Source organism: Phreatobacter sp. GW821-FHT04C01, from assembly GCF_059420385.1.
In genome coordinates, this window is record NZ_JBWKTP010000015.1 from 98,723 (window position 1) to 111,369 (window position 12,647).

General features: G+C 67.5%; 15 protein-coding genes. 10 read left to right on the forward strand and 5 right to left on the reverse strand.

What is annotated here, in order from left to right; all coding sequences use genetic code 11:
* Nucleotides 1–201 precede the first annotated feature (201 nt).
* Entirely contained in the window at nt 202–594 is a 393-nt protein-coding gene (locus tag AC07WJ_RS34925; RefSeq protein WP_494939342.1) for a GFA family protein, read from the forward strand.
* Here the strand turns inward: AC07WJ_RS34925 and AC07WJ_RS34930 are convergent.
* Nucleotides 552–1,079, reverse strand: coding sequence for a helix-turn-helix domain-containing protein (locus tag AC07WJ_RS34930; RefSeq protein WP_494939343.1), 528 nt, complete (start codon nt 1,077–1,079; stop codon nt 552–554). The genes AC07WJ_RS34925 and AC07WJ_RS34930 overlap by 43 nt on opposite strands.
* A 75-nt stretch (nt 1,080–1,154) precedes the next feature.
* Between AC07WJ_RS34930 and AC07WJ_RS34935 the strand changes: the two genes are divergently transcribed.
* On the forward strand, nt 1,155–2,036 hold the full coding sequence (locus tag AC07WJ_RS34935; protein ID WP_494939344.1) for a class I SAM-dependent methyltransferase: 882 nt from the start codon (nt 1,155–1,157) through the stop codon (nt 2,034–2,036).
* Between the two features lie 148 nt (nt 2,037–2,184).
* On the forward strand, nt 2,185–3,519 hold the full coding sequence (locus AC07WJ_RS34940) for a TIGR03808 family TAT-translocated repetitive protein (RefSeq protein ID WP_494939345.1): 1,335 nt from the start codon (nt 2,185–2,187) through the stop codon (nt 3,517–3,519).
* Nucleotides 3,520–3,527: 8 nt separating this feature from the next.
* Here AC07WJ_RS34940 and AC07WJ_RS34945 read toward each other — a convergent pair whose 3' ends face one another.
* Complete coding sequence (locus AC07WJ_RS34945) at nt 3,528–3,944, reverse strand: hypothetical protein (protein ID WP_494939346.1); 417 nt, start codon at nt 3,942–3,944, stop codon at nt 3,528–3,530.
* Between the two features lie 173 nt (nt 3,945–4,117).
* On the opposite strand from AC07WJ_RS34945, the gene AC07WJ_RS34950 reads away from it, so the two are divergent.
* The 3 genes from AC07WJ_RS34950 (at nt 4,118) to AC07WJ_RS34960 (ending at nt 5,424) form a co-directional block, all read left to right on the forward strand.
* Nucleotides 4,118–4,579 (forward strand): hypothetical protein, encoded by a 462-nt coding sequence (locus AC07WJ_RS34950; RefSeq protein WP_494939347.1) that lies wholly within the window; start codon nt 4,118–4,120, stop codon nt 4,577–4,579.
* Nucleotides 4,576–4,728, forward strand: a complete 153-nt coding sequence (locus tag AC07WJ_RS34955) for a hypothetical protein (RefSeq protein WP_494939348.1) — start codon at nt 4,576–4,578, stop codon at nt 4,726–4,728. Before AC07WJ_RS34950 ends, AC07WJ_RS34955 begins: the two co-directional genes overlap by 4 nt.
* A 114-nt stretch (nt 4,729–4,842) precedes the next feature.
* Nucleotides 4,843–5,424: a gamma carbonic anhydrase family protein gene (locus AC07WJ_RS34960; protein ID WP_494939349.1), complete on the forward strand. Its 582-nt coding sequence runs from the start codon at nt 4,843–4,845 to the stop codon at nt 5,422–5,424.
* Nucleotides 5,425–5,436: 12 nt separating this feature from the next.
* On the opposite strand, the gene AC07WJ_RS34965 is transcribed toward AC07WJ_RS34960, so the two are convergent.
* Entirely contained in the window at nt 5,437–6,120 is a 684-nt protein-coding gene (locus tag AC07WJ_RS34965; RefSeq protein WP_494939350.1) for a hypothetical protein, read from the reverse strand.
* On the opposite strand from AC07WJ_RS34965, the gene AC07WJ_RS34970 reads away from it, so the two are divergent.
* Nucleotides 6,119–6,415 carry a hypothetical protein gene (locus AC07WJ_RS34970; protein WP_494939351.1) on the forward strand — a complete coding sequence of 99 codons (297 nt, stop codon included), beginning with the start codon at nt 6,119–6,121 and terminating at the stop codon, nt 6,413–6,415. The genes AC07WJ_RS34965 and AC07WJ_RS34970 overlap by 2 nt on opposite strands.
* 344 nt (nt 6,416–6,759) lie before the next feature.
* Here the strand turns inward: AC07WJ_RS34970 and AC07WJ_RS34975 are convergent, their stop codons facing one another.
* On the reverse strand, nt 6,760–7,533 hold the full coding sequence (locus AC07WJ_RS34975; protein ID WP_494939352.1) for a ferredoxin--NADP reductase: 774 nt from the start codon (nt 7,531–7,533) through the stop codon (nt 6,760–6,762).
* Nucleotides 7,534–7,741: 208 nt separating this feature from the next.
* Here AC07WJ_RS34975 and AC07WJ_RS34980 point away from each other — a divergent pair, with 208 nt between their 5' ends.
* Together AC07WJ_RS34980 and AC07WJ_RS34985 are read left to right on the forward strand one after the other, a co-directional pair.
* A complete protein-coding gene (locus AC07WJ_RS34980; protein WP_494939353.1) occupies nt 7,742–8,668 on the forward strand; it encodes a sugar kinase in 927 nt (308 codons plus the stop codon).
* Nucleotides 8,669–8,671: 3 nt separating this feature from the next.
* The gene (locus AC07WJ_RS34985; protein WP_494939354.1) at nt 8,672–10,375 is read left to right on the forward strand and encodes a GMC family oxidoreductase; all 1,704 of its coding nucleotides are present in this window, start codon (nt 8,672–8,674) and stop codon (nt 10,373–10,375) included.
* 11 nt (nt 10,376–10,386) lie between these two features.
* Here the strand turns inward: AC07WJ_RS34985 and AC07WJ_RS34990 are convergent, their stop codons facing one another.
* Nucleotides 10,387–11,370, reverse strand: a complete 984-nt coding sequence (locus AC07WJ_RS34990; RefSeq protein WP_494939355.1) for a Bug family tripartite tricarboxylate transporter substrate binding protein — start codon at nt 11,368–11,370, stop codon at nt 10,387–10,389.
* A 155-nt stretch (nt 11,371–11,525) separates the two neighbouring features.
* Between AC07WJ_RS34990 and AC07WJ_RS34995 the strand changes: the two genes are divergently transcribed.
* Complete coding sequence (locus AC07WJ_RS34995; RefSeq protein ID WP_494939356.1) at nt 11,526–12,335, forward strand: aspartate dehydrogenase; 810 nt, start codon at nt 11,526–11,528, stop codon at nt 12,333–12,335.
* The last annotated feature ends 312 nt before the right edge of the window (nt 12,336–12,647 follow it).

A 12,647-nucleotide genomic window follows, 5' to 3' on the forward strand; every position in this document is an offset into this window, starting at 1 on the left:
GCCGTCATCCTCGCTTCATCGATCGAAGGGAGGCCGCGCCGAGGCGGTGTGGACTGCGTGCCGACGGGCGTCATTCGCCCGGAAGCGACGAGCCACCGCCCCTTGGCCAGGACGATCCGCGCTTGCCGGCGGTGGACCATTGCAATGACAATGCCCTCCGTTGCGAGCAGTCCATTCACTCGATGTCGGAGGAGGCACCGCATGGACCGATTCACGGGCGGCTGCCTGTGCGGCAAAGTCCGGATTGTGGCCTCGGGGCGGCCCTACCGGGTGGGCCTTTGTCACTGCCTCGACTGCCGCAAGCATCATGGCGCCCTTTTCCACGCTTCCGCGGTCTTTCCTCAGGATACGGTGACGATCGAGGGCGAAACGCGCGACTACGCCGGTCGGTTTTTCTGTCCCCGCTGCGGCTCGTCCATTTTCGCGCGCACGGCGGACGAAATCGAGGTGAACCTCGGGTCTCTCGACGCCCCCGGCCAATTGATGCCGACCTATGAAAGCTGGGTCATCCGTCGCGAGCCCTGGCTGCCGCCGTTTCCGCTCACGCGACGTTACGACCGCGATCGCGACGGCACGAGCCGCTTCGAGCCGTAAGTCGCGCTCAGGGCAGGCTTCGTCTCGGCCGAGTCCGGCCGCACCGCCGCGTCGAACGGCGGTCGCGCCATCCTCTTGCCCCGCGCTTCGGTCGCTCCGGACACCGCGGTCCGCAGGATGCGGCGGAAGGTGGGGCATTCCATATGGCTCGGCGCGGGACAGGCGGCAGCGTGCCTCAAGCCATCGCGCATGGTGCTCAGCCGGCGGATCATCGCGTCCAGCTCCTCGGCCTTGGCCGCCAGCACCTGACGGTCGATGCGCGGCCGACCGTCCGGCGCGAACATCAGCGCGATCTCGTCGAGCGAGAAGCCGGCGGCGCGCCCGAGCGCAATCAGCGCCAGTCGTTCCAGCACATCGGGATCGAACAGGCGCCGCAGGCCGCGGCGGCCGATAGACGCAATCAACCCCTTCTCCTCATAGAAGCGCAATGCCGAGGCCGGCATGCCGGAGCGTCGCGCCACCTCCGCAATATCAAGGTCTCTCATGCTGTTGACCTCAAGTTGACTTGAAGTGGCAGGATCCGGCCTTCGCGTCATGAAGGCAAGCAAGGGGAGATGACCATGGATATCGCACGGCCGGCCGAGACCGAGCAGGCGACGTTGTGGAACGGCCGTGCCGGGCGGGCCTGGGTCGATGCACAGGAGGTGCTCAACCAGGTGCTCAAGCCGTTTGAAGAGCTGCTCGTCGAAACACTGGTCGCCGGATCGGGAAGCCGATTGCTGGATGTCGGCTGCGGCACGGGCGGCACCACGCTCGCGGCCGCGCGCCGGCTCGGCACGAAGGCGCGGTGCGTCGGGGTCGATATTTCGGAACCGATGATCGCGGCCGCCCGCGCGCGCGCCGAACAGGCGCATGTGCCGGCCAGCTTCGTCCGCGCCGACGCGCAGGCTCATGCCTTTGCGCCGGCAAGCTTCGACATGATCATCTCGCGCTTCGGCGTCATGTTCTTCGATGACCCGGTCCAGGCCTTCGCGAACCTGCGGCGAGCCGCCGGCGACGGCGCCGGACTGCGGTTCATCGCCTGGCGAGGTGCCGTCGACAATCCGTTCATGACGACGGCCGAGCGCGCCGCCGCGCCGCTTTTGCCCGACATGCCCGCTCGCCGGCCGGACGGACCTGGGCAATTTGCCTTCGCCGACCGGAACCGGATCCAGCGCATTCTGGACGAGAGCGGCTGGGCCGCGATCGAGATCCGGCCGATCGACGTTACCTGCACTCTGCCGGAGACCGAGCTGGTCGGCTATCTGACCCGGCTCGGCCCGCTCGGCCTGATCCTCCCCGAGGTGGACGCCACGACCCGCGCTAGGGTCATCACCACGGTCCGCGCCGCCTTCGATCCCTATGTCCATGGCGCGGATGTGCGCTTCACGGCAGCCTGCTGGATGGTTTGTGCCCAGGCTCCCTCCGCGGCGGCGTCGCCAAGGGGCGGCTCGGGAGCTTGACCCAGCCAAGCCGTGACCACCGGCCGGTCAGCCGAGGGAACGGTGTTGCGGCAGGCCTGGCCGGTGACCCCGGCCTTTCCCATTCCGGCACAGATCGACGCGGCATGGTGCTTGCGACCGGCAGTTCAACTCGCCCGGAGGGCCTTCCATGCCGCTCGATCGCCGCTCGTTCTTCCTCGCTGCCGCCGCCTCGCTCGCCCTGCCGGCCGCCGCTCGCGCCGCCAATCTCGACAGCGCGTCCTTCGGCCTGAAGCCGGACAGCGCCGACGACCAGACACGCAATTTCCAGCGCGCGGTCGAGACGGCGGCGGGGTCGCGCATGCCGCTGCGCCTTGCGCCCGGCAGCTATCGCATCGGCGAGATCAGGCTGCCGGCCAACTGCCAGATCCTTGGCGTGCGCGGCCAGACGCGGCTGATGTTTCAGGGCGGCACCGCCTGCCTCGTCAGCCAGCGCGCCGACCTCGTGACGCTGTCGGGCCTGGTCATCGATGGCGGCGCCAAGCCCCTGCCGGACCGGCGCGGCCTGGTCATGCTCGCCCAGGGTCGCGGCGTCAGGGTCGAGGATTGCGAGATCCTCGGTTCGACCCATAACGGCCTGGTGCTCGAAGGCGTCGAGGGGATCGTGCGCGGCAATCTGATCACCGGCGCGGCCAAGGCCGGCATCGTCGCGCTCGACAGCCGGGGCCTGACGATCAGCCAGAACACGGTCCGTGCGGCGGCCAATAACGGCATCCTGGTCTGGCGGACGCTGGCCGGCGACGACGGCACCATGGTCGAAGGCAACCGGATCGAGGATATCGCCGCGCGGGACGGCGGCTCTGGCCAGAATGGCAATGCGATCAATGTCTACCGTGCCGGCAATGTCACGGTCAGCGGCAACAAGATCCGCGGCTGCGCCTTCTCGGCAGTGCGCGCCAACGGCGCCGCCAATGTCGCGATATCGAACAATAACTGCTCCAGCCTCGGCGAGACCGCGCTCTATATCGAGTTCGGCTTCGAGGGCGCCGTGGTCGCCAACAATATCATCGACGGCGCGGCGCTCGGCGTGGTCGCCACCAATTTCAACCATGGCGGCCGGCTCGCCACCATTCACGGCAACCTGATCCGCAACCTGGTCAACCGCCGGCCGGCCGGTACCGATCCGAACGATCCGGCCGGCGTCGGTATCGCGGTGGAGGCGGATGCCGCCATATCCGGCAATATTATCGAAGGCGCCCCGACGGCCGGCATCCAGCTCGGCTGGGGCCAATATCTGCGCGACGTCTCGGTGACCGGCAATGTCATCAAGGGCGCCCCGGTCGGCATCGCCGTATCGGTCGCGCCCGGTGCCGGCCAGGCGTTGATCACCGACAATCTGGTGCAGGGCGCGAGCCAGGGCGCCGTGGTCGGCATGGAATGGAAACGGCCGGTGACCGGCGATCTCGCCCGCGACGGTGTCGGCCGCTTCGCGCAGCTGACCGTTTCAGGCAACCGGGTTCGCTGAGGCCGGCCTCAGCGCGGCCGCCATTCGGCCGAGACCATGGTCTTGCCGTCGTCCTGCTTGGCGATCCGATAGGTCAGGTCGAAGGTCCGGCCGTCGGCGGCGGTCAGCAGCGCGGCACAGTTGATCTCGTTCGGGTCGCTCGAGACCTCGCGCGTCTCGCTATAGGTGGGGCCGAGAATGTCCTTGCCCTGCAGCATGGAACGCAAGGTGTCGCGGGTGCGCCGGCTGTCGCAGCCCGGCAAATGGGTGGCGTCGTAGATCCGGCCGATGGCGAGAAGGATACCCATGACGGCCAGCGCGCCATAGACAATCTTCAACAGCCAGGCACCCCAGGTGGACTTGGCCTTGGCCTTGGCGGCCTGCGGGCCTGCCGTCTCCGCTTGGGCCGACTGCGTGCCGGCAGGCTGTTCGATCGGGTTCGTCATGGCCGCCTCCGTGATGGCCGGACGATGACGAATGGCCACCTGACCCGCCATTGCGGAGTGTTGTGACAGGTTGGGGCCGCGGCGAAAATAAGCAGAAAGCCGACATTAACCATTCGTTAAGCGGATCAGTTCACCGTCCCCGATCAAGGTTTTCCGCCTTGACGGAGGCGCCGATGCGCGCGCTGATTTCGGCCCGTGCCGCCGGCTTTGCCCTGGCCGCCCTGCTTGTCGCCGCGACTCCGCTCGTCGCGCAGGAGGCGTGCGCGCCCGGCATCCTCGAAACCCATACCACCGAAGCGATGGTCGCCGACGCGGAGATGCGCTCCGAGGCCTATGCCGCGCTCGAGCGCTGCGCCGGCTTTGCCCGCGAGCAGATGCGCGCGACCGGCGAGATCGACGAGCGGGTGCTGGCCCAGATCGCCACCATCGCCGGACGCGGCACGCTGGCGAGCTACGCCGCCGACGAGATCCCGCAAAGCCCGGCCGTGCTGATCAGCCTGCTCGAAGGCGCTTTCGACAAGCTTTACCCGCATCTGCGTGCCCTGCCCGAGCAGGAGAACGGCGCCGTCATGCGCGCACTGTTCTTCCAGCTCGCCGACCAGGCCGCCAGCCGAACCACAGGCTCGACCCGATGACCCCGGAAACCACGCCCCTGCCCGTGATGATCGCCCCGCCGCTCGCCGGCGATGCGAGTTTCGACGCCGAGGTCGCCGCCGCCTATGACGCGGAATGGCTCACCGCGCCACGCACCGAGACGCCAGTCCACGGCGTCCGTCCGAACTGACTTCCCTGCCGCCCTTGCCGCCCGACAGGGTTTCCTTGCCGGCCACCGGTGACGCGGGCATGGTCGCCCTCATTCGCATTGGCCGCCGGAAGAGCGGCCGCACGAGGAAGCTCCATGCTCAAAGGCTCTGAAGCGGCGCTGACCAGCGCCCATGTCTCGATCGCCCCGGACGCCTTCATCCATCCGAGCGCGCAGATCTACGGCAAGGTGACCATCCATGGCGGTGCGTCGGTCTGGCCAAATGCGGTGATCCGCGCCGAATTGCATGAGGTGGTGATCGGGCCGCGCTCCAATGTGCAGGACTTCGTGATGATCCATGTCGGCAATAACGGCGGCACGATTGTCGGTGCCGATTGCTCGATCACCCATCACGTCACGCTGCATGGCTGCACGCTCGGCGACAATGTGCTGGTCGGCATCGGCGCGACCATCATGGATGGCTGCGTGATCGGCGCGAATTCGATCATTGCCGGCGGCTCCTTCCTGAAGGAGAACACCATCGTGCCGCCGAATTCGATCGTGGCGGGCGTGCCGGCCGCGGTGAAGGCCAGCCGCGACAGTGGCGCGGCCAACCGTTTCAATGCCTGGCTCTACGCGACCAATGCCGAGGCCTATGCGCGCGGCGAGCATCGGATCTGGGCGGAAGCCGACCTCGTCGCGGCGGCCAAGCAATTCGGCCTGGACCGCAAGGGCTGAGACCGCGGCAGATCAATAGAGGCCGGCCTCGTCGACCCGGTCGATACGGACGCGCAGTTCGGCGGGCCGAGGATCGGGTGATCCCGCAGGTGAATCGGCCGGCCGCCATGCCGCGAAGCCGGCCATGGCCGACGGATCCGTCGGCAAGGCGAGCGTGAAACGCAGCGCGGCCTGTTGCCGACGGGAGATCACGATGGCTTCGGCCCGCTCCCGGCGCGACAGCCAGAACCGGCCCGATATCACCGCCCTGCCGGCCGCATCGCGCGACCAGTTCGGACCGATCGAGCCCGACCGGCTGGCAAGCCCGCCCGCGACCAGGATCTCCATGGCCGCGATGCTGTTTTCGACACTGTCGATTTCACTGCCGGCGGGCAAGCGAAACTCATAGGTCAGGTAGATCGTCTGCGGCGGCGGGCTGGTGGTCTGGATATAGGCGGCGACAACCGCGGCGATGACCAGGGCACAGATGCCGGCAGCCCCCGCCATGACCCGTCCGATCGCCCGAAGATCCGGTGCCGCCGCGCGCATGACCAGCCACAGCAGGGTGAAGGAACCGGCCGGAGCGCCCCATAGCGCGGCGACCCATGCGACCCCGAGCCGATCCCTTGGCGTGCCGAGACGGAGCATGTCGGCAAGGATGCCGACGGAAACGAAGACGATTGCGCCGCCCAGGATCAGGCCGCCGAAGCCGGCCATGACGACCGCCGGCAACAAGGGGCGCCTGCCCGTCGCGATGACGCCAGCCGCGGGCCTTCGTACTTTCACCGTCATGGTGTTGAACGCGATCCGTTCGCCTTGCCAATGGATCGGCCCTGAGGCCGAGGTGACCAATCCCCAGGCGGACTTGATCGATACGATCGCGCGAGACCGGACGGGACGACTTGGCAATGGGTCGCTGGCGGAAGCGGAAAGGTTCAATGGCCGCGGACGGAAGGCGTTGACGGCGTTTTCGCGCGCAAAGCTGATCCAGACTTGGTCGGCGTTGAGCTGACGGATCCCGGCGGAAATGGCGGCGACACACCTGCTTCTCTGACCAATCCACGCCCGACTGGACCGCCCCTAATGAGCAGTCGGGCTGAAATCGTGGATGGCCGGGCTTGTCCCGGCCAAGACGAAAATTGTCCTTGGAGCAACGGCCGCTGGATCGGGCGGGGCGCAGCGCATGCCCCGTGGTGCAGCAAGTCTGAGCTCAGCACAGCGTCTTGCCCGGGCTTGTCCCGGGCATCCACGACTTGTTTGCACCGAAATCAAGCGGCGAGATCGCTACGCACCGGTACCAGCCGACTCAGAGCCGCGGCGAGGCCGAGCGGCGGTCCAGCCGGACCAATGCCGCCCTTACTTCTCGACAAAGGCCTTCTCGACCACGAAATGGCCGGGCCGGTTGTTGGCGCCTTCCTGGAAGCCCCGCTCTTCCAGCATGGTCACCATGTCCTTCAGGAAGGCCGGTGAACCGCAGATCATGACCCGGTCATTGTCCTTGTCGAGCGGCGGCAGGCCGAGATCGGCCGGCAGCTTGCCCGAGTTCAGCAATTCGGTGATCCGGCCGTTATGGATATAGGGCTCGCGGGTCACGGTCGGGTAGTATTTCAGCTTGGCCTTGACCGCTTCGCCGATGAATTCGTCTTCCGGCAGGGCATGTTCGATGAAGTCGCCATAGGCCTGCTCGTTGATGAAGCGCGTGCCATGGATGAGCACGACCGTGTCGAAGCGTTCATAGGCTTCGGGATCCTTCACCACGCTCATGAACGGCGCGAGACCGGTGCCGGTGCCGCACAAATAGAGGGTCTTGCCCGGCAAGAGGCTGTCCTGCACCAGCGTGCCGACCGGTTTGCGCCCGACCAGAACCTCGTCGCCGACCTGGATGTTCTGCAGGCGCGAGGTCAGCGGACCGTTCTGCACCTTGATCGAGAAGAATTCGAGGTTCTCCTCATAGTTCGACGAGGCCATGGAATAGGCGCGCAGCAGCGGTTTGCCCTCGACCTGCAGGCCGATCATCGTGAACTGGCCGTTGAGGAAGCGGAAGGCCGGGTCGCGCGTGGTCTTGAACGAGAACAGCCGGTCCGTATAGTGACGAACCTCGAGGACGCGCTCGGTATTCAGATTGGACATGGCGTTCCCTGGACGAAAGAATGTGCTGCGCCGGATGTCATTCGTACACGAATGATACCGCATCGCGACATTATGACAAGAGGCAACAGGCTTCGCTGTCGCGGTTCTTTTCGCAGGCTTCCCCAGAATGTCCACCGCGTTGTGCTTGCCCCGGAGCGCACGCACCCTATGCTGCGAGCCCTTGATCCCGGTTCCGTTCCGTGAAGCCATGCCCACTGACATCCTCTGCTTCGGCGAGCCGCTCGGCGAATTCAACCAGACCAAGCCCGAGGAGCCCGGCTATCTCTTCGGCTTCGGCGGCGACATTTCCAATTGCGCCATCGCGGCCGCGCGCTCGGGCGCACGGGTCGGCGTGATCGGCGCGGTCGGCGACGACAGTTTCGGCCGCGCCTTTTTCGAGCTGTGGCAAGGCGAGGGCATCGACACGAGCTATATGCGGCTGGCGGCCGGCCAGCAGACCGGGCTCTATTTCGTCACCCATGGCCCGGACGGTCATGAATTCACCTATCGGCGCGCCGGCTCGGCTTCGGCGCGCGTCACGCCCGACGACCTGCCGCTGATGGCGATCCGCACCGCCAAGGTGCTGCATGTGTCAGGCATTTCGCAGGCCATATCGGACGGCGCCTGCGATGCCGTCTTCGCCGCATTGCAAGCCGCCAAGGCGGCGGGCGTGACGATCTCCTACGATACCAATCTCCGGCTCCGCCTCTGGTCGCTCGATCGCGCCCGGGCGATCACCAATGCCGCCATGCGGCTTGCCGACATCGCCCTGCCCGGCCTGGACGATGCCCGTCAGCTGACCGGCCGGGAGACGCCCGACGATATTGCCGATTTCTACCTGCAGGGCGGTTCGAAGATCGTGGCGCTGACGCTCGGTAAGGATGGCGCGCTGATCGCGACGCCGGAGACGCGCCGGATCATCGGCTCGATCCCGGTCGCGGCCAAGGACGCGACCGGGGCCGGCGACTGTTTCGACGGCGCCTTCCTGGCCGAATGGCTGGAGACGCGCGACCCGTTCCGCGCCGGCCGCTACGCCTGCGTCGCCGCGGCCCTGTCGACCACGGGTTATGGCGCGGTGGCCCCCTTGCCGCGCCGCGCGGCAGTTCTTCAGGCTCTCGCCACTGCCGGGACATGACCCGTGGCAACCACCGTCGACGTGCTCATCATCGGCGGTGGATCAGCGGGCAGCGTACTCGCCGCCCGTTTGTCGGAACGCTCGTCGCGACAGGTTCTGCTGATCGAGGCCGGGAGCGACCTCGTCGCCGGCAAGCTTCCCAAGGCGGTCGCGAGCCCCTATCCGGGCCGCGCCTATTTCGACCCTGCCCTCATCTGGCAGGGCCTTCAGGTGACCACCGGCGGAACCGGCCGCAACGATGCCGCCACGCGCCCGACCATGCCCTATACCCAGGCCCGCGTGCTCGGCGGCGGCTCGGCGATCAACGGCATCGGTGCCAACCGGGGCTCGCCCGCCGATTATGACGAGTGGGAGGCCGCCGGGGCAGCGGGCTGGCGCTGGGACAGCGTGCTGCCGTTCTTCCGCAAGCTCGAACGCGACCTGGAGCTCACAGGCCCGCTGCATGGCGAGGCGGGTCCGATCCCGGTCCGGCGCATTCCGAAGGCGCAGCGCTCGGAATTCGCCACCGCCGTGGTCGCCGAACTGGCCCGGCGCGGCATCCCGGAACATGCCGACCAGAACGGCCCCTGGGAAGATGGCGTGTTTCCGCTCGCCGCCAATCTCGACGAGAATTTCCAACGCGTCCCGACCGCGACCGGTTATCTCACATCCGGCGTACGGGCGCGGCCCAACCTGACCATCCTGACCGAAGCCGAGGGCCTGCGCCTGACGCTCGACGGCACGCGTGTCACCGGCGCGGTCATTCGCACCGGCGCGGGCGAACGGACGATTGCCGCCGAGGAAACCATTCTCGCCTGCGGCGCGCTGCATTCGCCGGTCATGCTGATGCGCTCAGGCATCGGCCCCGGCGAGCACCTCGCCCAGCGCGGCATCAAGGTTGCTGTCGAGCGCCGCGGTGTCGGCCACAATCTGATGGAACACCCCTCGGCCGGCGTCGCCGCCTTTCTGAAACCTGGCGCACGCCAGCCCTTGCTCTCCCCACGCCATCATATCCCGGCGATCTGGCGCTATTCGTCGGGCCTCGACAGAACGCCCTCCGGCGACATGCATGTCGCCATCGTCGCGCGCGGCTCATGGCACGGCATGGGCCGGCACATGGGCCTGCTCTATTTTTGGGTCAACAAGGCCTATGGCCGCGGCGAGGTGACGCTCGGCGACGATCCCGCCGGCCGGCCGCAGGTCGATTTCCGCATGCTGTCGGACGACCGCGACCGACTCCGGCTGATGGACGCCATGCGGCAGGCCGCTTCGGTGCTGCAGGCCGTCGCGGCCAGCGGCCGGATCGCCGAGCCCCTACCCGCCCGCATGTCCGACAGGGCGAGGCGCTTCGGTCCGCCGACGCTGCAGAACGCGTTGCTGACCGGCCTCGGCGGCCTGGCGGTCGACGCATCCGGTCCCTTTGCGTCTCGGCTGTTCGAGCGGATGGTCGGCGATGGCACCAAGCTCGCCGACCTCGTCGCCGATGACAGCGCGCTTTCGGCCTATCTCGACGCGGTCGTCACCGGCGTCTGGCATGCCTCCGGCACCTGCCGCATGGGCCGGGCCGACGATACCGGGGCGGTGACCGACAATCAGGGCCGGGTGCATGGCGTCGCGGGCCTGCGCGTTTGCGATGCCTCGCTGTTCCCGACCATCCCTTCCGCCAATATCAACCTGCCGACGATCATGGTGGCCGAGCGGATCGCCAGCATGATCGACGGCGGCTGAGGCCGGCGGCCCTATTCGCTGACGCCGCTGGCGCGGATCGGGGCTGCCCATTTGTCGATCTCGCTGCGCACGAAACGGTCGAGATAGGGACCGCCGCGATGGTCGGGCGTTGTGATGATGGCACCGAGCCCGGTCAGCCGATCGCGCACCGCCGGCGTATCCATGGCCTGGATGGTGGCCGCACGCAGCCGCTCGACGATCGCCGGCGGCGTGTCCTTGTGCATGAAGAAGGCGTTCCAGGTATAGGCTTCGAAGCCGGCGAGCCCCTGCTCCTGGGCCGTCGCCAGGTCCGGCAGCACGCCTGCACGTGCCGAGGTGAGCGTCGCCAGCGCCTTCACCGTGCCACCCTGGATGTGCGGCAGCGCGGTCGACGAGATTTCGCACATGAAATCGACCCGGCCGCCAATCAGGTCCTGGATCGCCGGGGCCGAACCGCGATAGGGCACATGGGTCACGCCGGTGGTGCCGAGCGTGGCGTTCAAAAGCAGGCAGCCGAGATGCACGGCCGAACCCGCACCGGCGGAGGCGAACTGCATCTTGGCCTGGTTGGCCTTGGTATAGGCGATGAACTCCTGGAGATTGGCCGCCGGGAAATCCTTGCGGGCGATCAGGATCAGAGGCACTTCGGCGATCAGCGTCACCGGCGCGAAATCGGTCGCGGCATTGTAGAGCGGGTTCTTGTAGAGGGTCTGGTTGACCGCGTGGGTGCCGACCGTGCCGAGCACGAACTGGTAGCCGTCAGGCGCGCCTCGTGAAATGCGCGCCGTGCCGGTCATGCCGCCGGCGCCGCCGACATTCTCGACCACCACCTGCTGCCCGAGGATCTGCGACATCTGCTCGGCCATGATCCGGCCGAGCACGTCGGTCGGGCCGCCGGCCGCGAAGGGAATGACCATGGTGACGGGGCGGGTCGGCCAAGTCTGGGCGGAAAGGGCTGATGGTGCGACGAACAAGGCAAAGGCAAGGGCAACACGGCGGAACAGGCGAACGAGCATCAGGGCCTCCTTTGCGGGTCATCGAGATCATGGCGCATGACCGTCAAGCTTCAAGGCCTTGAGACCGACGGCAGGGCATGACGGCCATGAGTACGGGGGCTGGTCCCGCCGCCAGGAGTGCTTATGGTGCCTGCCCACTTCACCGGGAACCGACCATGACCACCACACGCATCGCCATCGCCGGGCTCGGCGCCATCGGCAAGACCTTGGCGAAGCGCATCGCCGGCGGCACTATTCCGGGCACCTCGCTCGCCTGCATCGCCTCGGGCGACGCGGCCAAGGCGCGCGCCTGGCTCGACGGCGAGGGCATCTCCGCCCCGGTAGTCGACCTCGAGGCCTTCCCCGATCATGCGGATCTTGCGGTCGAATGCGCGCCGTCGGCGATCATCGAGGAGATCTGCACGCCCATGCTGAAGGCCGGCAAGACGGTGATGGTGCTGTCCTGCGGCGCGCTGCTGCCGCGGCCTCACCTGATCGAGCTCGCCAAGGCCCATGGCGGCCAGATCATCGTGCCGACCGGCGCGCTGCTGGGCCTCGACGCGGTGACGGCCGCGGCCGAAGGCGCCATCCATTCAGTGAAGATGACCACGCGCAAGCCGCCCCGCGGTTTGGTCGGCGCGCCCTATCTGGTCGAGAAGGGCCTCGACATGGACAAGATCACCGAGCCGACGCTGATCTTCTCCGGCTCGGCGCGTGACGCCGCCAAGGGCTTCCCGGCCAATGTGAATGTGGCGGTGGCGCTGTCGCTTGCCGGCATCGGCCCGGACAAGACGACCATCGACATCTGGGCCGACCCGTCCGTGACCCGCAACTGCCATTCGATCGAGGTCGACGCGGATTCGGCCAAGCTGTCCCTGGCGATCGAGAACATCCCCTCGGAGAACCCGAAAACCGGCCGGATCACCGCGCTCTCGGTGATCGCCGCGCTCCGCAAGCTGCGCGCGCCGCTCAGGGTCGGGACATGATGGGGCGTTCGCGCTCCATTCTCAGCTGACCAGTAGCCAAGGCGCCAGGGCTGCAAACCAAGCACTGACGTCACCCCCGGCCGAGCGCAGCGAGGGGAAGGGGGTCCAGGGGTTGCAGAACTCCGGCCCCAACACCGCGAAACACCTGAATGCATGACCGCGAGGGCGGCCCGGCGGCCCCTGGCCCCCCTTCCCCTCGCCTCCGCAGAAGCAAGCGCTTCTGCTCCGGCTCGGCCGCTACGGCATGCACACGTCTCTAAGTGTCCAGCCCTTTGCGATGGCGCGGAAATATTCGAGGCCGTGACGCGAGGT